Origin of the sequence: Herbidospora sp. NBRC 101105, assembly GCF_030269205.1 — a bacterium.
In the GTDB taxonomy this organism is placed as follows: domain Bacteria; phylum Actinomycetota; class Actinomycetes; order Streptosporangiales; family Streptosporangiaceae; genus Herbidospora; species Herbidospora solisilvae.
This window is the reverse complement of sequence record NZ_BSSX01000006.1, coordinates 565,945-587,888: the sequence shown is the minus strand read 5'-3', so window position 1 is coordinate 587,888 and position 21,944 is coordinate 565,945. Positions and strand designations below refer to the sequence as shown.

General features: G+C 71.1%; 17 protein-coding genes. 3 read left to right on the top strand and 14 right to left on the bottom strand.

Going from position 1 to position 21,944, the window contains the following annotated elements; all coding sequences use genetic code 11:
* The first annotated feature begins 2 nt into the window (after positions 1-2).
* Complete coding sequence (locus tag QSK34_RS26495; protein WP_285587704.1) at positions 3-308, top strand: dihydrofolate reductase family protein; 306 nt, start codon at positions 3-5, stop codon at positions 306-308.
* Here the strand turns inward: QSK34_RS26495 and QSK34_RS26490 are convergent.
* From QSK34_RS26490 to QSK34_RS26480, 3 genes are all read right to left on the bottom strand, one after another.
* A complete protein-coding gene (locus tag QSK34_RS26490; protein ID WP_285587702.1) occupies positions 305-1,492 on the bottom strand; it encodes a cytochrome P450 in 1,188 nt (395 codons plus the stop codon). The two genes, QSK34_RS26495 and QSK34_RS26490, sit on opposite strands and share 4 nt — an antisense overlap.
* A gap of 49 nt (positions 1,493-1,541) precedes the next feature.
* Positions 1,542-2,624: a cellulose binding domain-containing protein gene (locus tag QSK34_RS26485; protein ID WP_285587700.1), complete on the bottom strand. Its 1,083-nt coding sequence runs from the start codon at positions 2,622-2,624 to the stop codon at positions 1,542-1,544.
* Between the two features lie 69 nt (positions 2,625-2,693).
* Positions 2,694-3,374, bottom strand: a complete 681-nt coding sequence (locus QSK34_RS26480) for a LysE family translocator (protein ID WP_285587698.1) — start codon at positions 3,372-3,374, stop codon at positions 2,694-2,696.
* Positions 3,375-3,561: 187 nt separating this feature from the next.
* Here QSK34_RS26480 and QSK34_RS26475 point away from each other — a divergent pair, with 187 nt between their 5' ends.
* Positions 3,562-4,899, top strand: coding sequence for an aminotransferase-like domain-containing protein (locus tag QSK34_RS26475; RefSeq protein ID WP_285587696.1), 1,338 nt, complete (start codon positions 3,562-3,564; stop codon positions 4,897-4,899).
* On the opposite strand, the gene carB is transcribed toward QSK34_RS26475, so the two are convergent.
* The 11 genes from carB to QSK34_RS26420 form a co-directional block, all read right to left on the bottom strand.
* On the bottom strand, positions 4,873-8,187 hold the full coding sequence (carB, locus tag QSK34_RS26470) for a carbamoyl-phosphate synthase large subunit (RefSeq protein ID WP_285587694.1): 3,315 nt from the start codon (positions 8,185-8,187) through the stop codon (positions 4,873-4,875). The genes QSK34_RS26475 and carB overlap by 27 nt on opposite strands.
* On the bottom strand, positions 8,180-9,253 hold the full coding sequence (gene carA / locus QSK34_RS26465) for a glutamine-hydrolyzing carbamoyl-phosphate synthase small subunit (protein WP_285587812.1): 1,074 nt from the start codon (positions 9,251-9,253) through the stop codon (positions 8,180-8,182). The genes carB and carA overlap by 8 nt, the downstream gene beginning before the upstream one ends.
* Positions 9,254-9,285: 32 nt before the next feature.
* The gene (locus QSK34_RS26460; protein ID WP_285587693.1) at positions 9,286-10,539 is read right to left on the bottom strand and encodes an ATP-grasp domain-containing protein; all 1,254 of its coding nucleotides are present in this window, start codon (positions 10,537-10,539) and stop codon (positions 9,286-9,288) included.
* A complete protein-coding gene (locus QSK34_RS26455) occupies positions 10,536-10,805 on the bottom strand; it encodes a hypothetical protein (RefSeq protein WP_202610653.1) in 270 nt (89 codons plus the stop codon). Before QSK34_RS26455 ends, QSK34_RS26460 begins: the two co-directional genes overlap by 4 nt.
* A gap of 59 nt (positions 10,806-10,864) precedes the next feature.
* Positions 10,865-12,121 (bottom strand): ATP-grasp domain-containing protein, encoded by a 1,257-nt coding sequence (locus QSK34_RS26450; RefSeq protein ID WP_285587690.1) that lies wholly within the window; start codon positions 12,119-12,121, stop codon positions 10,865-10,867.
* A gap of 33 nt (positions 12,122-12,154) precedes the next feature.
* Positions 12,155-13,111, bottom strand: coding sequence for a Fe(II)-2OG oxygenase family protein (locus tag QSK34_RS26445; protein ID WP_285587687.1), 957 nt, complete (start codon positions 13,109-13,111; stop codon positions 12,155-12,157).
* Positions 13,108-13,254 (bottom strand): hypothetical protein, encoded by a 147-nt coding sequence (locus QSK34_RS26440; protein ID WP_285587685.1) that lies wholly within the window; start codon positions 13,252-13,254, stop codon positions 13,108-13,110. Before QSK34_RS26440 ends, QSK34_RS26445 begins: the two co-directional genes overlap by 4 nt.
* 10 nt (positions 13,255-13,264) lie before the next feature.
* Positions 13,265-15,103 (bottom strand): carbamoyltransferase family protein, encoded by a 1,839-nt coding sequence (locus QSK34_RS26435; RefSeq protein ID WP_285587683.1) that lies wholly within the window; start codon positions 15,101-15,103, stop codon positions 13,265-13,267.
* A gap of 44 nt (positions 15,104-15,147) precedes the next feature.
* Positions 15,148-17,346, bottom strand: a complete 2,199-nt coding sequence (locus QSK34_RS26430) for an iron-containing redox enzyme family protein (RefSeq protein WP_285587681.1) — start codon at positions 17,344-17,346, stop codon at positions 15,148-15,150.
* Positions 17,347-17,526: 180 nt separating this feature from the next.
* Entirely contained in the window at positions 17,527-18,558 is a 1,032-nt protein-coding gene (locus QSK34_RS26425; protein WP_285587679.1) for an SGNH/GDSL hydrolase family protein, read from the bottom strand.
* 33 nt (positions 18,559-18,591) lie between these two features.
* Positions 18,592-19,341: an SDR family oxidoreductase gene (locus tag QSK34_RS26420; protein WP_285587810.1), complete on the bottom strand. Its 750-nt coding sequence runs from the start codon at positions 19,339-19,341 to the stop codon at positions 18,592-18,594.
* 1,359 nt (positions 19,342-20,700) lie between these two features.
* Between QSK34_RS26420 and QSK34_RS26415 the strand changes: the two genes are divergently transcribed.
* Positions 20,701-21,351, top strand: a complete 651-nt coding sequence (locus QSK34_RS26415; protein WP_285587677.1) for an HAD family hydrolase — start codon at positions 20,701-20,703, stop codon at positions 21,349-21,351.
* Positions 21,352-21,944: the final 593 nt, after the last annotated feature.

Here is a 21,944-nt window from a genome sequence, read left to right as displayed (position 1 = left end):
AGATGAACGGCCTCCCCGGATACGTCGCCTCGACCACCCTGCGTGATCCCGGGTGGAACGCCACCGTGATCGAGGGAGACGTCGCCGAGGAGGTCGCCAAGCTCCGGGCCGAGGAAGGCGGAGGCCTGCTGATCTACGGCAGCATCGAGCTGCTGAACCATCTGATCGGGCACCTGCACCCCGTCGTGGTCGGCACCGGCAGGCGGCTGTTCGCCGACGGCGTCGAGAGCACCAAGTGGAAACTGGCCGGCACCGCCACCTTCAGCTCCGGCGCCATCGTCCTCGATTACCGCCCCGTCGGCGGTTAGGAGACTCTGACCATCAGGCGGCCCGGCCGGTGCACCAGTCCGCTGGTCCAGGGGATCTGCTCCGGGGGCACGGCCAGGCGCAGGCCGGGCAGCCGGGTCGCCAGCGCGCGGATCGCCTCGGTCAGCTCGACCCGGGCCAGGGCGGCGGCCAGGCAGCGGTGCGGGCCGTACCCGAAGGCGACGTGGGGGTTGGGCGGGTGCACGGCGAATCGGTGGATGTCGAAGTTCCCCGGATCGGGGAACGCCGCGGGGTCGTGGTTGGCCGCCAGCAGGTCCGGTAGGACCACGGTGCCGGCCGCGACCGGGCAGCCGCTCGGCAGGTCGAGGTCCCGCGTGATCCGTCGCATGAACGCGCTGGCCGGGGGGCCGTCGTAGCGCAGCACCTCTTCGATCGCGGTGGGTGCCAGATCCGGGTCGGCGGCCAGCTCGGCCCAGGCCCGGGGGTGCAGCAGCAGCCGCAGCACCCCCTTGGTGATCATCGAGGCGGTCGTCTCGTGCCCGGCGGTGATGAGGGAGAAGACCGTGTTGACCAGCTCGCCCTCGGTCAGCCGGTCGTCTTCGTCGCGGGCGGCCACCAGCAGGTCGATCAGGTCGTGGCCCGGGTTGGCGCGGTGCTCGGCGACCAGTTCGGCGCAGTACGCCATGAACTCGGTGTAGCCCCGGTAGCGCACCGTCTCGTCGGCCGTGGACGTGGTGAGGAACATGTCGGTCCAGGCGAGGAACTGGTCGTACCTCTCCAGGGGCACGCCGAGCAGCTCGCAGATCACCCGGCCCGGGATCCGCACCGCGAACGCGCTCACGAGGTCGAACTCGTCGCCGGTCTCGTCGATCAGCTCATTCGCGATGTCGGCGACCCTCGGCCGCCACCGTTCGGTCTGGCGGGGCGTGAAGGCGCCCTGCATGATGCGCCGGTAGCGGGTGTGCCCGGGCGCGTCCTGGTTGACCAGGGCGTCGGGGTCGTCGTCGATGCCGATGCCGGCGACGAACCTCGGCAGCCCCGGCAACCGCAGGTTGCGGCTGGACGCGGGCGAGGCCAGCAGCATGCGGACGTCCTCGTAACGCACGGCCACCGGCACGTGGTCGCCGCTCGGCATCGGAGCGGCGCCCATCGGGTCGTGCTCGCGGCGGCGGGCGTAGTCGGGGGACGGGGTGCCCAGCGGACCCGGGCGGAGCTCTGCGGTCATCACAACCTCCCCACGGAACGTAACACCGTGAGCGCGCCGGGCAACCCCCCTAGCCGACGGCGCATTCGCTCCCGTTGAGCGTGAAGGCGGACGGTTTGGGGTTCGCCCCCGCGTGTGCTCCGGTGAAGCCGAGGTGGACGACCGCACCCGGCCGGATCTCCGCGTTCCACGGCAGGTTCGCCGCCGTGACCGCCGGGCCGGCCTGGCTCCAGGTCGCGCTGTACCCCTGGGTCACCTCCTGGCCCGCGTCGGGGAAGGTGAAGCGCAGCGTCCAGGCGGCGACGGGGGTGGTGCCGGTGTTCTTCAGGGTCATCCACGAGCTCATGCCGGCGCCCCAGCCGCTCGTGTTGTACGTGACCTCGCACGTCGTCGGCGGTGTGGGGGTCGGGGTCGGGAAGCCGGGCCGGGCCAGGACCGGGGTCACCGCCGACGGCCTGCTGACGTTGCCGGCGGCGTCTCTGGCCACGACCGTGTAGTTGTAGTACTGGCCGGTCACCAGGCCGGTCTCGATGAAGAAGGTCTGGGTGGTGGTCCCGGCCTTGACCCATCCGTACAGCGGGGATTCCCGGTAGACGTCGTAGGCGGTCACGCCGACGTCGTCGGTGGAGGCGTTCCAGCAGAAACCGGCGCCGGGGAAGTCGAACACGCAGTTGTCGCGCACGTTCGCCGGTTGCGACGGCGGCGTCTCGTCCACGATCGGCGAGGGTGACGGCGTGGGGATGGGCGAGGGCGTGGGGGTGGGCGAGGGTTGCATGCCCGTGCTCGCGGTGACCGTGATGAAGTCCGACGGCGCGCTGCGGTTGCCGGACAGGTCGACGGCCATGACGTACAAGGTGTAGCCGCGGCCCCTGACGCCCGTCGTGCCGGCGATGGTGCCCGTCGTCGTGGTGGCCAGCCGGAAGCCCGTGGCCTCCAGGACGTACAGCTCGTACTTGGCGATGGGGCCCGCGTCGTCGGTGGCGGGCTGCCAGCAGATGCTGGCGTAGCCGTACTGCTGGCCGGGTGCGCTGGGCGGCGGACACGGGATGAGTCCCGTCGGGCGCGTCGGTGGGGTGGTGTCCGCGGCGTACGCGGGGAGCGAGCCGGTGATCGCGAGCAGGGCTCCAGCGATCAGCGCCAGTCGGGCCTTCATGACCAGGATGCTCCGTGCCGATGGATGACCCGGACAACGGCCGGCGGCCGGGTCGGGTGTTCTCGCAGGTCAGTTGATGGATTGGATGAACTTTTCAGACACCGCCTCCGGTGGGGCGCTCGCGCTGTGGTCGAAGGCGAGCATGACGGCCAGGACGCCGAGCATGCTCCCCATGACGACCCTCTGGGCCTGCAGCCAGAACGGGCGGCGGGCCAGGAAGCCCGCGACCCCGCCAGCGACCAGGACGATCGACAGGTTCACGGAGGTGGCCACCACGATCTGGAATGCTCCGAGGACAAGCCCTTGAAGGAGAACATTGCCCTTCTCCAGGTCGATGAATTGCGGAATGACGGAAATGTAAAGAATGGCGATCTTCGGATTGAGCAGATTGGTCATCAGGCCCATCGCGAAGAGCCGGCGCGGGGGGTCGTGCGGCACCTCCTGCACGGTGAACACCGACACGCCGCCGGGCCTGATGGTCTTCCAGGCCAGCCAGAGCAGGTAGGCGGCCCCGGCCAGGCGGATCACGGTGAGGATCTCAGGGACCGCGGCGAAGAGCACCGCCAGGCCCAGGTTGGTGCCGACCAGGTAGACGAGGAATCCGGTCACCACTCCGGCCAGGGAGATGACGCCGGCCCGGCGTCCCTGGCTGATGCTCCGCGACACCAGGTACATCATGTTCGGCCCTGGGGACAGCACCATGCCGAGGGCGATGGTGACGACGCCCAGCACCGCGCTCTGTTCGACCATCGTCGCCGCCTTCTTGTGTAGGAGAATCGCGATCGGCGCCAGACCCGGAGGGCTTTCTCAGCGTATCCACGACCTCATTCCGAGTGCAATAACCAATATTGCACTCGGTGCAATTCTGTGTTTGTATTATCTAGCGGCTTAATTTGCCGTGCACGGCCTATGGGGAGGCCCTGGAGAGGAGAAGGAGATGGAGAGCTACCGCAGGGTGGCCGACGAGGTGACCGCGGAGATCGCGGCCGGGCGGTTGCGGCCGGGAGACCGGCTGCCGCCGCAGCGGGACTTCGCGCGGCAGCGCGGCATCGCCAACTCCACCGTCGCCCGGGTCTACGCGGAGCTGAACCGCCGCGGCCTGACGGTCGGCGAGGTCGGCCGCGGCACGTTCGTCCGGGCCTCCGTCCGTCATTCCGGGCCCGCCTTCACCGAGCCCGGCGACTCCCGGGTCGACCTCGAACTCAACTATCCCGTCGTGCCCGAGCAGCCCCGGCTGCTGGCCGACGGCATCAGGTCGCTGCTGCGCCCCGACGTCCTGCTCTCCTCGATGCGGCCGGTGGGCGCGGCCGGCACCCCGCAGGCCCGCGACGCCGTCGCGGAGTTGCTGGCCCACAGGGAGTGGCGGCCCGATCCGGCGCGGGTGCTCTTCGCGGGCAACGGCCGCCAGGCGATCGCGGCCGCCGTCGCCGCGCTGGTCCCGCCGGGCGGGCGGCTCGGGGTCGAGGAGCTCACCTATCCCGTGCTCAAGACGATCGCCGGCCGACTCGGCGTCACCCTCGTCCCGCTGGCCGTCGACCAGAACGGGCTGGTCCCCGAGGCCGTCGCGGAGGCCGCCCGCAGGGCCCCGCTGAAGGCGGTCTATCTCCAGCCGACGCTGCACAACCCGTTGTCGGTCAGCATGCCCGCCGGGCGCCGGGCCGAGCTCGCCGAGCTGCTCGGGCGGCTGGGCCTGCGGGCGATCGAGGACACCATCTGGTCGTTCCTCAGCGACGACCTGCCGCCGCTCGCCGCGCTCGCGCCCGAGCACGTGATCGTCATCGACAGCCTCTCCAAGCGCCTGGCGCCCGGCCTGACCATCGGCTTCGCCGTCGTCCCCGAGGCCGCCGTCGCCGGGGTCACGGCGGCGCTCCACTCCGGCGGCTGGACGCCGATGAGGTTCGCGCTGGAGGCGGCGACCAAGTGGATGACCGACGGCGTCGTGCGGGCGGTGACCCGCGGCAAACGGCGGGAGGCCGTGGCCCGGCAGGAGATCGTCGCCCGCCGACTGGGCGGGTTCACCCTCCGCAGTGACCCTCGGTCGTACTACTGCTGGTGGGAGCTGCCGCCGCCGTGGCGGGCCGACACGTTCGTGGCCGCCGCCGCGCGGCACGGCATCGCCGTCACCCCGGCGGCGGCCTTCGCCGTCGGCAACTACCGGGCCCCCAACGCCGTCCGCCTCGGCCTCGCCTCTCCCCCGGCCGAGACGCTGGAGCGCGCCCTCACCACCCTGGCCGGGCTGGCCGCCTCCTCACCCGAGGACCTCCTCGCCGAGTGACCTGAGCAGGCGGGCGTGCTCCTGCAACGGGAGCACCCCCATGTCTCCGCAGATGAGCGCGTCGACGCCCTGGATGGCGGCCGCCAGGGCCTGGACGGTGGTCAGGCAGGGCACCCCTCGCGCGACGGCGGCGGTGCGGATCTCGTAGCCGTCCATGCGGCCGTCCGCGCCGTAGGGGGTGTTCACCACCAGGTCGACCTCGCCCTGGTAAATGAGCTGGACGACGGTCGGCTCGCCGTCGGGCCCTGCGCCGTCGTGGTGTTTGCGCACGACGGTCGCCTCGACCCCGTTGCGGCGCAGCACCTCGGCCGTGCCGGCGGTGGCGAGCAGGGTGAAGCCGTGCCCGGCCAGGGCGCCGGCCAGGAAGACCATGGCCCGTTTGTAGCGGTCGGCGACCGAGATGAAGACCCGTCCCTTGGTGGGCAGCGCGCCGTAGGCGGCGTTCTGCGACTTGGCGTAGGCGACGCCGAAGACCGGGTCGATGCCCATCACCTCGCCGGTGGAGCGCATCTCGGGACCGAGCGCCGTGTCGGTGCCCCGCCCCGAGGCGTCGCGGAACCGGGTCCAGGGCAGCACGGCCTCCTTGACCGAGATCGGCGCCGTCGGCGGCAGGTCGCCGCCGTCGCCGTGGGGGCGCAGCAGGCCCTCGCGGCGCAGGTCGGCGATGGTCGCGCCGAGCGAGATGCGCGCGGCGGCCTTGGCCAGGGGCACGGCGGTCGCCTTGGAGACGAACGGCACCGTGCGCGACGCCCGGGGGTTGGCCTCCAGGACGTACAGGACGGAACCGGCCAGGGCGAACTGGATGTTGATCAGTCCGCGTACGCCGATCTCGCGGGCGATGGCCTCGGTCGAGGCGCGGAGCCGTTCGATCTCGCCGCTGATGGTCATCGGCGGCAGGACGCACGCGGAGTCGCCGGAATGGATCCCGGCCTCCTCGATGTGCTCCATCACGCCGCCGAGGTAGAGCTCCGCGCCGTCGTAGAGGGCGTCCACGTCGACCTCGATGGCGTCGTCGAGGAAGCGGTCGACCAGGACCGGGCGGTCGGGGCCGATCTCGGTGGAGCCGGCGATGTAGGCGGCGAGCCGCGTCTCGTCGTACACGATCTCCATGCCGCGCCCGCCGAGCACATAGGAGGGGCGGACCAGGATCGGGTAGCCGACCTCGTCGGCGATCGCCTTGGCCTGCGGGAAGGAGGTGGCGGTGCCGTGCTCGGTGCCGGGCAGCCCGGCGCGGGCCAGCACCCGCCCGAACGCGCCGCGGTCCTCGGCGAGGTGGATCGCCTCCGGCGGGGTGCCGACGACCGGCACGCCGTTGTCCTTCAGCGCCTGCGCGAGGCCCAGCGGCGTCTGTCCGCCGAGCTGCACCAGGACGCCCGCGACCGGCCCGGCCCGCTCCTCCGCGTGCACGACCTCCAGCACGTCCTCCAGCGTGAGCGGCTCGAAGTAGAGCCGGTCGGAGGTGTCGTAGTCGGTCGAGACCGTCTCGGGGTTGCAGTTGATCATCACGGTCTCGTAGCCGGCGTCGTGCAGCGCGAAGGAGGCGTGCACGCAGGAGTAGTCGAACTCGACGCCCTGGCCGATGCGGTTGGGGCCCGACCCGAGGATGACGACCGCCGGCCGGCTGCGCGGCGCCACCTCGGTCTCCTCGTCGTAGGAGGAGTAGAAGTACGGGGTCCGGGCGGCGAACTCGGCGGCGCAGGTGTCGACGGTCTTGTAGACGGGCCGGACGCCGAGGTCGTGCCGGAGGCGCCGGACCTCGTGTTCGTCCAGGCCGCGCACGGCGGCGATCTGCGCGTCGGAGAACCCGTGCCGTTTGGCGTGGAGGAGCAGGTCCCGGTCGAGGACGGGCGCGGCCGCCAGTTCGCCGGCGATCTCGTCGATGAGGAAGAGCTGGTCGACGAACCAGGGGTCGATCCCGGTGGCCTCGGCGAGCTCCGCCCGCGTGGCGCCGGCGCGGACGGCCCGCATGAGCGTGGTGATCCGGCCCTCGGTGGGCCGCCGCACGGCCTCGACCAGCTCGTCCTTCCCGGTCTCGGCGGCGAAGGCGAACTGGCCGCCCTTCTTCTCCAGCGAGCGCAGCGCCTTCTGGAGCGCCTCGGGGAAGTTGCGCCCGATCGCCATGGCCTCGCCGACCGACTTCATCGTCGTGGTGAGGACGGGGTCGGCCTCGGGGAACTTCTCGAAGGCGAACCGGGGCACCTTGACCACGACGTAGTCGAGGGCCGGTTCGAACGACGCGGGGGTCTGCCCGGTGATGTCGTTGGGGATCTCGTCCAGGGTGTAGCCGATCGCCAGCCGGGCCGCGATCTTGGCGATCGGGAAGCCGGTGGCCTTGGAGGCCAGCGCGCTGGACCGGGAGACGCGGGGGTTCATCTCGATGACGATGATCCGGCCGGTGCGGGGGTCGACCGCGAACTGGATGTTGCAGCCGCCGGTGTCGACCCCGACCTCGCGGATGACGGCGATCCCGATGTCGCGCAGGATCTGGTACTCGCGGTCGGTCAGCGTCATCGCGGGCGCCACGGTGATGGAGTCGCCGGTGTGCACGCCCATCGGGTCGAGGTTCTCGATCGAGCAGACGACGACCACGTTGTCCTTGCGGTCGCGCATCAGCTCCAGTTCGTACTCCTTCCAGCCGATGATCGACTCCTCCAGCAGCACCTCGGTGGTGGGCGAGAGGGTCAGCGCGACGTCGGCGATGCGCCGCAGGTCCGCCTCGTCGTACGCGATGCCCGAACCCGCGCCCCCCATGGTGAACGACGGGCGGACCACGACCGGGTATCCGCCGAGCCGGTCGGCGCCCGCCAGGACCTCGGCCATGGAGTGGCAGATCACCGAACGGGCCGACTCGCCGTGGCCGGTCCTGGCGCGGACGGCGTCGACGACCGCCTTGAACCGCTCGCGGTTCTCGCCCCTGCGGATGGCCTCGGCGTCGGCGCCGATCAGTTCGACGCCGTACTTCTCCAGGACGCCCGTCTCGTGCAGGGTGATGGCGGTGTTCAGCCCCGTCTGGCCGCCCATGGTGGGCAGCAGGGCGTCGGGGCGCTCCCTGGCGATGATCTTCTCGACGAACTCGGGGGTCGCCGGTTCCACGTACGTGGCGTCGGCCATCTCGGGGTCGGTCATGATCGTGGCCGGGTTGGAGTTGACCAGGATCACCCGCAGCCCTTCGGCCTTGAGGACCCGGCAGGCCTGCGTACCCGAATAGTCGAACTCTGCGGCCTGGCCGATGACGATCGGCCCGGAGCCGACGACCAGGACCGAGCGGATGTCGGTGCGTTTAGGCACGCTGTCTCTCCATCATCGCGACGAAGTGGTCGAACAGGTGACCCGCGTCATGCGGGCCGGCCGCCGCCTCGGGGTGGTACTGGACGCTCAGCGCCGGCCGGTCGAGCAGCACGAGTCCCTCGACGACCCCGTCGTTGAGGCAGACGTGGGAGACCTCGACCCGGCCGTAGGGCGTGACCGTCGCGCCCTCGATCGGGGCGTCCACGGCGAAGCCGTGGTTGTGGGCGGTGATCTCGACCTTGCGGGTGATCCGGTCCTGTACGGGCTGGTTGATCCCGCGATGCCCATACTTGAGCTTGTACGTGGGGAAGCCGAGCGCGCGGCCCAGCAGTTCGTGGCCGAAGCAGATGCCGAACAGCGGCGTGCCCCGTCGCAGCGCCTCGTGCACCACGGCCAGGTCGGCGGTGTCGGGGTCACCCGGCCCGTTGGACAGGAAGACGCCGTCCGGTTCCAGCGCGTAGACGTCCTCCACGGTCGCCGCCGACGGCAGCACGTGCACCTCGACCCCGCGCTGGGCCATCCGGTGCGGCGTCATCGACTTGACGCCCAGGTCGACGGCGGCCACCCGGAGCCGAGGGTGGCCGAGCGCGGGGACGACATAGGGTTCGCCGGTCGAGACCTCGCGGGCCAGGTCGGCGCCGGTCATCTCCGGCGTGGCGCGGACCCGGCCGAGCATCGCGGCCTCGGTCGTGATCGCCGGACCGGAGAAGACGCCCGCCCGCATCGCGCCGCGCTCACGCAGGTGGCGGGTGAGCGCCCGGGTGTCGACGCCGCTGACGCCGACGACCCCGTGGGCGGTCAGGTCGTCCTCCAGCCCTCGGGTGGCACGCCAGCTCGACGGCGTCCGCGCCGGGTCGCGCACGACGTACCCGGCCACCCAGATCCGGCTCGACTCGGGGTCCTCGTCGTTCATCCCGGTGTTGCCGACGTGCGGCGCCGTCATCACCACGATCTGGCGATGGTAGGAGGGGTCGGTGAGGACCTCCTGGTAGCCGGTCATGCCCGTCGAGAAGACCGCCTCGCCGAAGGTCTCCCCCACGGCCCCGAACGCGCGGCCCCGGAACATCCGGCCGTCCTCCAGCACGAGCACGGCCGCCGTCACCGTACGCACGCCCGGTAGCGGACGGCGGCCGTGGTCAGCGACGCGCACTCCAGGCGGAACCGTTCGGCCGTGCCGACCACGGCCCGCTCGACCTCCCCGCTGGAGTCGCCGCAGAACCGGAAGCGGGCCCCGACGTGCTCGTAGCCGCCGACCCGGGGGATGACGTCGCCCACCGGCGCGATCACCTGGGCGTACGGCCCCTCGCCCGGTGTGGGCGGTTCGGGCAGGTCCCAGTCGAGCACCCGGCACGGAGCGGGCACCGGGGTCGGCACCAGCAACCATCCGCCGGTCCGCCACTCGGCCGGGACCGGCAGGTCCGGCCGCCGCCCGAGCTGGATCTCCACGGCGGCGCGCATCAGGTCGATGCCGTGCACCTCCCGCCACAGGAACGGGATCTCCGCGCCGCCGACCCGGTAACCGGACTCCAGGAACGTCAGCCGGGGAACGCCCCCGGGGGTGGTGCCGACGAACACCTCGTGGTGGAAGACCCACGGCTCGTCGCTGAGCGCGCCCGCCACGGCGGCCGTGAACTCGCCCAGCGCCGCCAGCAGGGCCGTGTCGTCGACCTCGACGGAGCCGAGCGCGTCGCCCTTGGTGAAGCCGACGCAGGTGTTGACGTACCGGGAGGCCCGCCAGGGCCCCAGGCGCTCGCCGGTCCACAACCCGTCGACGTGGTAGACGGGGTCGCCGCAGAACTCCTGGACCAGCCGGGGTTCGGCGGGCAGCCGCCGCAGCGCGGGCAGGTCGGCCGCCGAGCCGAGGCGGACCACGTCCCTGCTGGCCGTGCCCTTCCGGGGTTTGACGATCAGCGGCCAGCCGTGCTCCTCGGCGAAGGCCAGGACGGCGGCCTCGTCGGGCGCGTCCGCCCAGGCGGGCGCCGGGATGCCGGCCGCCGAGATCACCTCGGCCATCACCAGTTTGTCGCGGAACCGGGCCAGCCGCCGGGTGTCCTGCCCGCCGCAGCCCAGCCGTTCCCTGAGCAGCGCGGCGATGTCCAGGTCCCCCTCGTTGAGGGCGACGATCCGGGTCGGGGGCCCGTACAGGGCGGTCAGCTCGCCGACCGCGCCCAGCACGTCGGGCACCTGGTCGGTGGCCGGGACGACCTGGACCGCGGCGGCGCCGGCCGGGACGGAGGTGACGCCGAGCTGCGTGGTGACGTAGCTGACCCGGTGCGCGTCGTGGTCGATGTAGTCCTGGTAGAGCGCCTGCCGGTCGCGCCATCGGTGGATGATCAGGATGTGCTCGCTCATGCGTCCTCCGTCCTGGACAGGTCGTGGATGCGCCGGACGGCATAGGTGGCGGAGACCACGGCCGCCCGTGCCGATCCGAGTGCCTCGCGGGCCGACTCCAGGTCCCCGGCCGGCAACCGGCTGACCACGTCGGCGGCGCAGTCGATCAGGTGCAGGGCCGCCTGGGTGAGCGGCTGGTCGGCGGTGGAGCGTTCGGCGACGAGCCGGCGGGCGGTCCGCAGCTGAGTGACGGAGTCGGCCATGTCGGCGGAACTGATCATGGTCACGGGCGTTCCTTTCGTGAGGGCTGCCCCCCGGGCCGGGCGGTCCAGCCCGGGGAGCCGGATCAGCTCGTCCTGAACCGGATCTTGTCGTTGGCCCGGTCGCACCGGGCCACGGCGTCCGCGGCGTCGGCGCCCGACGCGATGACGTAGCCGGAGACGCAGTCGGCGACGGTCAGCAGCGGCGGCACGGAGTCGCCGGGGTTCTTGCCGATCACCGCGGCCACCTCGACGTCGGTGAACTCGTCCAGGTAGGGCAGGAAGACCAGCGGGACCTCGCCGGGGGGCACCGTCCTGATCACGTCGGCCGCGTCCTGGTCCGCCTCGACGGCCGTGATCGTGCCGGGCTCCGGGGTGAAGAAACGGACGGCGGCGCCGCCGAGCGGTTCCGGCGAGGTCTCCGGCAGCGGGTCGATGCCGAGCGGGACGGTGAGGAACATGCGGTTCAGGTCGAGCCCGAAGGCGCGGCGGACCAGCTCGGGAGCGCCGCTCCCGGCCAGCCGCGCGTGCGACTCCAGCACCCGCGGGCCCTTCGGGGTCAGCACGAACTCGCTGTGCGAGGGCCCCTCGGTCAGCCCGACCGCGTCCAGCAGCCTGCGGGTCAGCTCGAACAGCTCCTCCCGGTGGGGGGCGGCGACCCTGCTGGGGGTGCTCACCTCCCATTCGACGTACCGGTCGTTCATCCGGTACTCGGAGTAGCCGATCGGCAGGTGCCGCCCGCCGTACGAGAAGGAGTCCACGCTGACGACCGGGCCCTCCAGGTACTCTTCGGCGATCACCAGGGTGACCCCGGCCTCCTGGAGCGCCCGCCACGCCCGTTCGGCGTCCTCCCGGCCGGCCACCGGGTGGATGTGCAGGCTGGCCACCCCGTCGGCCGGCTTGACGATGACACGGTCGCCGATCTCGGCCTGGAAGCGCACGACGTCCTCGACGCCGGTGACGTGCCGGTAGCGGACCGGGCTCAGGCCGTGGCGGTCGAGCAGCTCCCGGGTGAGCACCTTGTTCTTCAGGGCGCGGGCCGTCGCCTCGCTCACTCCGGGCAGGCCCAGCGCGTCCACGACGAATCCGGTCGACTCGCCCGCGGGTTCGGTGGTGGTGAGCACCCGGTCGAAGGGGCGCTCCTCGTGCAGCGGCTTCAGCACGTCGAGGATGGCCTGCCCGTCGGTGATGGGCACGTGCACCACCTGCTCGCAGTGCCGCAGGACCGATTCCTCGTACGCGCCCTTCTCGTGGAAGAGCACCACGTCGATGCCCAGCTCCTTGGCGCCCGCCACGGGAGCCGGCCTTCCGCCGATGACGGCCACCCGGTACGTTCCCGGCATCTCTGTCTCCTCAGGTTCGTGGTCGATGGGTTGTCAGGCGACGTAGCAGCGGCGCAGCCAGCGGGCCGCCGAAGCGGGCCCCGGCACGAACTTGCGCCTGCGGTGCAGCACCCGGTAGTTGTCGAACGCCATGAAGACCCCCGACTCCAGCACCAGCTCCTCGGCCGGAATGGTCTGGAGCACCTCGCACCAGCGGTCGAGCGCCTCGACCGCGTTCGCGGTGAGGCCGGTGGTCGAGCCGCGGTCGTAGCGCACCCGGTAGCCGCCGCCGGCGTCGAAGCTCAGCACGGAGGTGTTGCGCAGCGGCTGCGTGCGCTCCCCGTCGTTGGAGGCGGGCGCCCTGACCTCGAACTCCGGCGCGGTCAGCCGGTCGACGGTCTCCTGGTCGAGCCGGATGACCACGTCCTCGACCGCCGTGAGCTCCGTCGGCACCCGCTCCTCGTTGCGCATCGCCATGAAGGTCAGGTACTGCGGGATGAAGGGGCGCGGGTCGGAGCCCGGGATGCCGAAGGGCTGGTGCGGGTTGTCGGAGTGCCAGAAGAACTCCGAGTCGGCGCCCCAGGAACTGGTCAGCCCCGCCGCGGCCGGGTTGGGCACCACGTTGCGGATGAGACGGCCGTCGTTCTCGAAGTCGACCGCGAACGGCGTGGTGCGCATCAATCTGATCAGCCCCAGGTGCAGGGCGTTGGTCACCGCGAGTTCGCGCTCGTCGCCGAACCCGTGCACCGGGGTGGCGGGCAGGTTCTCCTGCCGGGGCAGGTTGGCGACCACCAGGGCGTGGCTGCCCGAGTCGGTGAACAGGTCGATCCCGTGCAGGACCTCGCCGGGCAGGTAGCGGCGCAGAGCGTGGGCGCCGATGCCCGCCAGGATGGTGTCGTCGATGTCGGAGTCGAGGGAGCTCTTGGAGACCCGCTCGGCGATCTCCTTGCCGAGGATGTCCCGCGTCCCGTCCTCGATCTGGTAGCGGAGAATCCGCCGGAAGTTGGTCATCGGTGCCTCCCGTCAGAAGGGATCCAGTAGGTCGTCGTGTCCGCGTCCGCGCGGCGGGACAGGGGGTCGCGCACCACCCGGGCGATCAGCCCGGCCGGCGTGACCACCAGGTGGTAGAGCAGGAAGAGCAGGAAGGTTCGCATGGCGTTCCGATCAGTCCAGGGGGATTTCCGTACGCCAGTCGGACTGCTCCGACCAGGCCGGTTGCTCGCTCTTCTCCAGCAGGAACCGGCCGATCGCGAGCATGTCGATGTCGGTCCGCATGAAGCAGACGTAGGCCTCCTCGGGGGTCCGCACGATCGGTTCGCCGCGGACGTTGAACGAGGTGTTGACCAGGACCGGGCACCCGGTCCGCGCCTTGAACGCGGTGAGCAGGCGGTGGTACGGGGGGTTGCTGCGCCCGTCGACGGTCTGCACCCGCGCCGACTGGTCGACATGGGTGACCGCCGGGATGGTCGAACGCCGCACCCGGAGCAGGTCCAGGCCGGTGACGCCCGACTCGGGGGTCTCCAGCTGCTGCGCCGCCGCCACCCGCGCCACCACCAGCATGTACGGGCTCTCCTGGCGGAGGTCGAAGTAGTCCTTGGCGTCCTCGGCCAGCACGGCGGGCGCGAAGGGCCGGAACGACTCCCGGAACTTGATCTTCAGGTTCATCGCCGACTGCATCCGGGGGTCACGCGGATCGCCCAGGATCGAGCGGGCCCCGAGCGCACGCGGACCGAACTCCATGCGCCCCTGGAACCAGCCGACGATCTTCCCCTCGGCCAGCCCCTCCGCCACCTGCGCGACGAGTTCGTCGTCGGACAACCGCCGGTGCGGGATGCCGTTGGCCGTCAGGTAGGCGCCGATCGTGTCGTCGTCGTAGGCCGGGCCCAGCAGCGAGCCGGACATCGCGTCCTGACCGGTGCCGACGTGGGCGCGTGCGGCCCCGCGTTCCATGGCGACCGCCTGCGCCGCGCCCAGCGCGCCGCCCGCGTCGCCCGCGGCCGGCTGGACCCAGACCTCGTCGAAGATCCCCGCGTCGATGATCTTGCCGTTGGCGACGCAGTTGAGCGCCACCCCGCCCGCCAGGCAGAGCGTGGACTCCCCGGTCCGGTCGCGCGCCGTGCGGGCCAGCCGGAGCATCACCTCCTCGGTGACCTGTTGCACGGAGGCCGCGAGGTCGAACTCGCGCTCGGTCAGCTCGCCCTCGGGGTGGCGTCGCGGCCCGCCGAAGAGCTTCTCGAAGGCGCTCCCGGTCATGGTCTGGCCGCGCAGGTACTCGAACCGGCGCACGTCCAGGCGGAAGGTGCCGTCGGGCTTGATGTCGATGAGGGTGTCGCGGATCAGGTCGGCGTAGCGCGGTCTGCCGTACGGGGCCAGGCCCATCAGCTTGTACTCGCCCGAGTCGACCTTGAACCCGCAGAAGTAGGTGAACGCGGAGTAGAGCATGCCCAGCGAGTGGGGGAAGCGGAGCTCCGCCAGGGCCGTCAGGTCGGTGCCGCGGCCGTGCCACAGGGTGGTGGTCGCCCACTCCCCCACCCCGTCGACGCACAACACGGCGGCCGACGCGTACGGGCTGGGGAAGAACGCCGAGGCGGCGTGCGATTCGTGATGGCGGCGGACCGAGACCTCGGGGACCCGCCCCCGTCCGAGCCTCTGGAGCTCCCGGCGGACGGTCCGGTCGGTGTGCCGCTTCCCGTGCCGCGACAACCAGGAGGGGAAGGCGTCGCGGAAGAACGGGAACGCCGTGGGGGCCGCGCCCGCGAAGGTGGCCATCACCCGGCGGAACTTCAGCCGCGGGTCCTCGTAGTAGGCGACCGCGGAGACGTCGTCGAAACTCACGCCCGCCTCCTCCAGGCAGTACTCCACTGCCCGGGACGGGAACGCGGCGTCGTGCCGCCGCCTGGTGAAACGCTCCTCCTGCGCCGCCGCGACGGGCACGCCGTCGGCCACCAGGGCGGCGGCGCTGTCGTGGTAGAAGGCCGAGATGCCGAGGACGAGATCGGACATGGTGCTGCTCCTCTCCGTACGTGGGTTCGAGGGCGGGACGCGCGTCACCGACGGCCGGCGAACGGGAAGAGCGGCGCGATCCTGCCGCGGCGGGTGGCGCGGCGTGCGGCTCTGCGCGCGCCGAGGCCGCTGGGCGGATTGAGCGACCGGTAGCCCGTGCGGACGCGCTCCCAGGTCTCGGCCCGGGAGCCCGGCCCGGGGGCCTCGGGCAGGCCGGCGAGGAGGATGTCGACGGCGTCGGCCGCCCACGCGGAGTGGCCGGTGGCGACGTTGTCGATGGTGTTGTGGATGTCCACGAACCGGGTGTTGAAGCCGTACCGCTTCAGGGCCAGCCGGGCCCTGCGGTAGGTGCCGCCCACCCCCGACAGCTCCATCGCCAGGTTGAGGCCGAGCACCTCGGGCAGGAACGTGCGGGGGAAGCGCCCGACGCAGAGCCAGTAGACCGGCAGCTCGAACGACTCGTCCCGGAAGCCCGGCCAGCGCGCGAACTCGGGCGACGCGGTGGGCGGCAGGTCGATCGCCATCTCCTTGAGCACGGCGCGGTAGATGAGCGGGTGGTTCAGCTTGGCCAGGCCGTTGCCGAGCTCGTCCCAGTAGGTCTGGAAGAGCGCGTGGCCGATGTCCGAGGAGGCCAGCTCGTGGTCGGTGAAACCCTGCAGCCAGCTGCCGTCGATCAGGGTCAGCGGCGCGGTCTGCACGGTGTCGTCGATGACGTCCTCACGCGAGGGCAGCGGGACCTCGGCGTTCCGCTCGAACTCCGCGCCGTGGCGGTCGTGCTGGGTCTGCAGCCACGGACGCAGGCCCGCGCTTCCCCAGCTCGCCGGCAGCGGCATCGCGCCGCCGTCCATGCCGTAGCGGGAGCGGGCCAGCCAGCCGTGCACGTACTCCAGGCACCAGGAGCGCAGCGCCGGGGTGTCGGTGCGGACCATCAGCAGGTGGTACGCCTCCCGCAGGTCGGCCGGCGCCCTGCCCTCGGACCACGGCCCGGCCCTGAGCGCCCGGGCGACCGCCGTCCCCGGGGGCCGGGCGGCGGCGTCCCCGTCAGGGGCCTTCGGCGGGGCCGCCTCGGAAGAGTCGGCCGGGAGGGAGTCGATCCAGCGCCGGATGACCGTGAGGTCGTCCGGCGAGAAGACCCGGAACATCGGCCCGCGCTCGCCGACGAGCCCTCTGACCAGCGCACTCGCCGAGGAACGCCCCGGTTTGACCAGCCTGCTGCGGGCCAGGGCGGCCAGCAGGCCCGACGGGTCGGTCCGGGCGTCGGTCAGCCAGGCCGCCAGCGACCGGCCCTCCAGCTCGAACTCGTGGTGGTAGACCGCGCCCTCTCTCGCGCGCAGCCTCATCAGCTCGGCCATGTCGTAGGCGGGGTCGGCCGCCGCCGTCAGCTCCGCGTGGAGCGCGTCGGTGTGCTCCCGCAACGCGGCCAGCGTCCAGGAGAGGCCGAGCAGCACGGCCGCCTCCGCGGCGCGGCCCTCCCGCGCGACCAGGTCCGCCACCACCGCGCGGCACTCCTCGGCGGGCGGGGGATCCTCCGGCCGCCGGGCCGCCGACGGGTCGATGACCGGCCAGTCCGCAGCCACCGGCAGCGCCCGCTCGACCAGGGCGAGCGGCGGCGGCAGCCCGACCGTGCGCAGGCACAGGTCGGCGCCCAGCAGCTCGCCCCGGAAGTCGTCGGGCCGTCTGCTCATCACCAGCAGCAGGGACGGGAGGGTGAACGCGCCGTCGGCGATGCGCGGGTCACCCGCCAGCCGCGCGAGCGGCACGGCGTTCTCGGACAGCCGTAACCGCCGGAGCAGGTCGAGATAGGCGTCGCCCCGCGAGGCGCCGGGGTGCCCGACGCCCACGTCCGACGCGTACAGCGCGAGGACACGCAGCACCAGGTCGTCGTCGGCGTTGCCCGGGGCGCTCAGCCACTGCAGCCACGCGCCCGAGGCGAGGGCCAGCGGCGCGCACCCGAGCGCGGCCCGGCGGACCAGCACGCGGCGGCTCTCGTCGTCCTGTGTCCGGTCGCCCAGCTCCCGGAACCTCACCCGCTCGGCGGAGGCCCAGTCGGCCGCCCGCCGCAGCAGGTCGTCGAGTGACGCCGGGGCGACGGGAACGTTCCCGCGCAGTTCGGCGCGGACCTCTTCGAGGAGCTCGCCGGCGGGGACGGACGCCTCAGGGTCGGCGGCGCAGGCGTACAGCCACCGGGTGGCCACGTCGGCGGTCGCCGTGGTCGTCGTGTTGATCTCCATCGTCTCCCTCACCTCCCGGACCGGATCTGGATCGCACGAAGCTCTCCTCCGGTCTCAGAACATGGGGTAGATGGACGCGTCGTTCTTCTTCTTGGCGCGCTTCTTGCGGCGGAACACCCTGTCGACGATCTTGCGCAGGAAGGACATGCCGAATGACTCCTCGAATGGGGGAACTGCGGGGGTCGGAATGGTTCAGGAGAGCCCGAGCGTCTTGGCGAGCAGGCCGGCGACCACGTCGTGGCCCTTGTCGGTGTAGTGCGCCCGGTCGACGAACATCCAGTCGTCGGCGCCCACGGCGTCGGCGACGACGGGGTTGAGGTCGTAGAACCGCACGTCGCGCTTCTCGCAGCCGACGCGGATCGCCTCGGCGAAGTCCCGGGCGACCTGCGGCGTGGAGATGTCGCCGTAGAGCTCCTCCCAGGTGCCGAGCTTGGAGATGCGGTCGATCTCCTCGAACAGCAGCTTCTCCTCCGGCGACCAGGTCTTGCCCATCCAGAGGAACATCGGCTGCAGGACGTAGGAGATCCGGGTGCCGGGCCCGGCCACCCGGCGCCACGTGTCGAGATGGCGCAGCGTGAGCTCGGCCGCCGAGTCGATGACCTGGCCGATGTCATGGCGGACGTCGTCGAAGGTGGCGACGCGCGACTTCCGCTCGGCCCGCCTGCCGAAGACCTTGGAGTGCTTGCGGTTGCGTTCCTTGAGGTCGTCCATGGCCTCGAAGTACTCGCCGCAGAAGAAGAAGGCGCCGTGGTCGCCCTGCTGCCACTCGGGCAGCCGGCCGACCGTGAGGTCGTTGAGCCCGCTGAACAGGACGACCTCGTCGATCTCCGGCAGCAGGTGGCGGTAGAGCGTGAAGAGCAGCACTTCCTGGGTCGAGTTGTAGCAGCGGCCGCTGAAGTTGAGCCAGGGGCGGGACGGCGCGTACCGGCTCCACAACAGGGACGCCAGCGTGTTCTGGTCGCCGGTCGCGCCGATGCCGAGCGCGGTGGAGCCGCCCGTGATCACCCGGACCGGGCCGGGCCCCACGGGCCCGCCGGCCGAGGCCTGCTCGCCGTCCGGGCCGACCGATACGCGGAACCCGCAACGGTCGGTGTTGATGATCGGCGAGGTGAAGTGCGGGTGGTGGAAGTACATCAGGTACGGCTGGTAGTTGAGGTCCGCGGGGTCGAAGAACCTGTCGTACTCCCGCATCTGCGGGGTCAGGGCCTCGCGGTGGAGCTTCACTGGATGCACACTCCTCGGTTTCTCGGGTGCCGGTCAGGACGGGAACAGAGGGCCGCGATGGACCTTGTGCTGGGCGGCCTGGGCCAGGGGACGCACGACGAGCCGGTCGACGTTGACGTGGAGCGGGAGCCCGACGACCAGGGACACGCACTCGGCCACGTCGTCGGCGCTCAGCGGCCGGTCGACGCCCTCGTACACGGCCGCGGCCTTCGCCGCGTCACCCCGGAGCCGGTTGAGCGCGAACTCGTCGGTCCGCACCATCCCCGGCGCCACCTCGACGACGCGCACCGGCTCGCCGCCCAGTTCGAGGCGCAGCGTCTCGACGAGCGCGTGTTCGGCGTGCTTGGCCGCGCTGTACCCGCCGCCGCCCTCGTAGTTGACGAACGCGGCGGTGGAGGTGACGGTGACGACCGTGCCGCCCGCCCCTGCGCGCAGCAGCGGCAGCAGCGCCTGGGTGACGTGCAGGGTGCCCAGCACGTTGACCTCGTACATGTGCCGCCAGTCGCCCGCGCGGGCGAGGGCCACCGGCTCCGCGCCGAGGGCGCCGCCGGCGACGTTGACCAGCACGTCGCAGGTCTCCAGTTCGGCCGCGAAGCGGAGGACGTCGTTCTCGTCGGTGACGTCCAGCGGGCGAACCCGCGCTCCGGTCTCTTCTTCGAGGGCCGCCAGCCGGTCGGCCCGCCTGGCGACTCCGACGACGTCGAACCCGTCTTTCACCAGGCGGCGGACGGTCGCCGCGCCGATGCCACTGCTCGCGCCGGTTACCACGGCCACGCTCGACACATGAATCACCACTCTTAGTAAATGTTGCAGTCAATACGGCGTGCATGAACCCGCCGACAATTTGTGGAATACCGCATACGTTGCTCTTCAAGGCCCGATCGTGCTCATGTTCGCGCAATGAAGGATATGAAGCGGGGAGGAATGCACTGAGGTTCTTCGGTGCATTCAATCTTCGTCGGAAAGGTCTGCCCCTTGGGGTCCGGGAGGCCCGTGACAGCGGACCGGCAGGCCGCGACAGGTCTCTTGAGCAAGGTCTTCCCCCGAAGTCGACTGATTGCTTTCCATGCCATACCGAAGATTAAATTTCAACGTTCAGGCTGGTAGAGGCCACGTCACTGGGGTTGATCTACCTGCTGCGGGCAAGGCGTAGCTGGAGCTCAATTGCCCGCTTTCGTATTAGACTGACCGAGTTTGGCGCTGTCAATAGACGTAGTTGTTTCGGTCTTCTCGCGCTATGAGGGCGGGTGTCACAAATGTCGTCCGCGAGACGGCCTGGAGGATTTTCGTGACCGGAGAACGACACGCCGGCCTGGCGCCCGGTCCGCCCTGGCGACCGGATTGGCCGGGCGGCCGAATCGGCCTGTGAAATGCGCCTGAGGGTTCGGCGGAATCCGCGTGCGAGAGCGGGTGCGCGTCGGTGACGCCGATATTACGGTCCGACGCATTCTTCTCGATCGGAATGCCGTAAGAGAGGCGATTTCAGGCAACCTATATTCCCTGTATGAAAAGTGGGTTATCCTGAGGCCGTGACGCTGCGGTCGCTCGGGTTACGGCACTCGATGCCGCGCACGGCGAGCGCAACTTCTCACCTTGCGGCACTCCATCCTCGTGTCACCCGTGAGATCACCGCAGTTTTCCATCGCCTCCCGGCGCACGCCACCGTCGAGCAGGCCCGCACGGCCGCCGCCAACCCATCGCGGGGAGCCGGCGGTGCACGCGAGCCCTCCGCCAGGAGCAGCTCCTTCCCACGGCCCGGCAACCAGAGCGCCGCCACCGTCGAGCAGGCCCGCTGTGACACGCTGCCAACCCATCGCGAGGAGTCGGCCGGGCACGCGAGCCCTCCCCCAGGAGCCACTCCTTCCCACGGCCCGGCAACCAGAGCGCCGCCACCGTCGAGCAGGCCCGCTGTGACACGCTGCCAACCCATCGCGAGGAGTCGGCCGGGCACGCGAGCCCTCCCCCAGGAGCCACTCCTTGCCCCCGCTCCGGCAACCAGAGCTCCGCCGCCGGCCTGAGGAATCGGCAGCCCGCTTGGATGATCAAACGTGGCATGCCTCGCCACGAGGCGTGATCACATTCTGATGGGCTGGCTGGCTTCGGCCTCGCCGCGAACCGCCGTGATCGTATTAGGGTTTCCGGATGATCACTCCGATCGAACTGGTCATCTTCGACTGCGACGGCGTGCTCGTCGACAGCGAACGCTTGGCCGTGCGCCTCCACGTCGCCGTGGGCGCCGATCTCGGCTGGCCGCTGACCGAAGCCGAGGTGATCGACAAGTTCATCGGCCGGTCTCCTCTCTTCAACGGAGAACAGATCGCCGCGCGAGCAGGCCGAGCCGTGGCCGCGCTCTGGCAGGAGAAATTCGAGCGACTGCATCGCGCGGCCGTCGATGCCGAACTCACCCCCGTCGACGGCATCCTCGAAGTCCTCGACACCCTCACGATTCCCAGCTGCGTCGCCTCTGGCGGCAGCCACGACACGATGCGCCGCACCCTGGGGCGCACCGGAATCCACCCCTACTTCGAAGGCCGGATTTTCAGCGCGAGCGAAGTCACCAACGGCAAACCGGCCCCCGACCTGTTCCTGCACGCCGCCGAGCGGATGGGCGTCGACCCCTCCGCCTGCGTGGTCGTCGAAGACAGCAAATACGGAATCCAGGCAGCGCGCGCGGCCGGCATGCGCGCTCTTGGCTACGCCGGCGGACTCACGCCCGCCCAGTGGCTCCAAGGGCCGAACACCACGGTCTTCCACGACATGCGCGAGCTCCCGGCGCTCCTCGCACAGACCTGACCCATGAACGCACTCGGCCCCGGCGTCGGGAGAGGACAGGGCTCAGTCATCGTCCACTCCATCATCAGGGGCGGTCGCGTCGAGCCCGTCGCGGACATCAACCTGCCGCGATCAACTGACCTATCAGCCTGTCCACCTCGGCACCGACGGCATGATCACCGGCCAGGTCCTGGCCTCCCCGCCCCTACAGGGGGCCGTGCTGCAATGACGGCCCAGCGTTGACCAGGTGAGTTACGACAAAGCCAACGCCGTTCGAGATCATGACGCGCTTCTTACCGGCACCCCTACTCGGGGCAGGAGGCGAACGGACACGGCTTCGCGGTGGAGCGCCGGAGCCATGGTGCCGGCAAGGACGACCGATGGGTACGGGTGTCTACCAGCCGGATTTCCAGTGCTCGTCGGAGACCGCCGGGTAATACGGCGTGGGTCACGTCGGTGAACAGAGCCCACCTTCTGCTGGGGTTGCCGCGCCACCGGTAGAAGACGACGGTGCTCCAGCCCGTGCCCTGCGCGTACCACTCGGGATCGAGCGCGGTGGTGGCGCTGTCGCACCCGGAGGTCGTCCTGACTTGTTGCCGGAGTAGACGAACGCG

What these genes read in the sequence shown, in the direction of transcription:
- QSK34_RS26495 (WP_285587704.1), top strand. Translation starts at nt 3, where the DNA reads ATGAACGGCCTCCCCGGATACGTCGCCTCGACCACCCTGCGTGATCCC.
- QSK34_RS26490 (WP_285587702.1), bottom strand. Translation starts at nt 1,492, where the DNA reads ATGACCGCAGAGCTCCGCCCGGGTCCGCTGGGCACCCCGTCCCCCGAC.
- QSK34_RS26485 (WP_285587700.1), bottom strand. Translation starts at nt 2,624, where the DNA reads ATGAAGGCCCGACTGGCGCTGATCGCTGGAGCCCTGCTCGCGATCACC.
- QSK34_RS26480 (WP_285587698.1), bottom strand. Translation starts at nt 3,374, where the DNA reads ATGGTCGAACAGAGCGCGGTGCTGGGCGTCGTCACCATCGCCCTCGGC.
- QSK34_RS26475 (WP_285587696.1), top strand. Translation starts at nt 3,562, where the DNA reads ATGGAGAGCTACCGCAGGGTGGCCGACGAGGTGACCGCGGAGATCGCG.
- carA (WP_285587812.1), bottom strand. Translation starts at nt 9,253, where the DNA reads ATGTTCCGGGGCCGCGCGTTCGGGGCCGTGGGGGAGACCTTCGGCGAG.
- QSK34_RS26460 (WP_285587693.1), bottom strand. Translation starts at nt 10,539, where the DNA reads ATGAGCGAGCACATCCTGATCATCCACCGATGGCGCGACCGGCAGGCG.
- QSK34_RS26450 (WP_285587690.1), bottom strand. Translation starts at nt 12,121, where the DNA reads ATGCCGGGAACGTACCGGGTGGCCGTCATCGGCGGAAGGCCGGCTCCC.
- QSK34_RS26445 (WP_285587687.1), bottom strand. Translation starts at nt 13,111, where the DNA reads ATGACCAACTTCCGGCGGATTCTCCGCTACCAGATCGAGGACGGGACG.
- QSK34_RS26440 (WP_285587685.1), bottom strand. Translation starts at nt 13,254, where the DNA reads ATGCGAACCTTCCTGCTCTTCCTGCTCTACCACCTGGTGGTCACGCCG.
- QSK34_RS26435 (WP_285587683.1), bottom strand. Translation starts at nt 15,103, where the DNA reads ATGTCCGATCTCGTCCTCGGCATCTCGGCCTTCTACCACGACAGCGCC.
- QSK34_RS26415 (WP_285587677.1), top strand. Translation starts at nt 20,701, where the DNA reads ATGATCACTCCGATCGAACTGGTCATCTTCGACTGCGACGGCGTGCTC.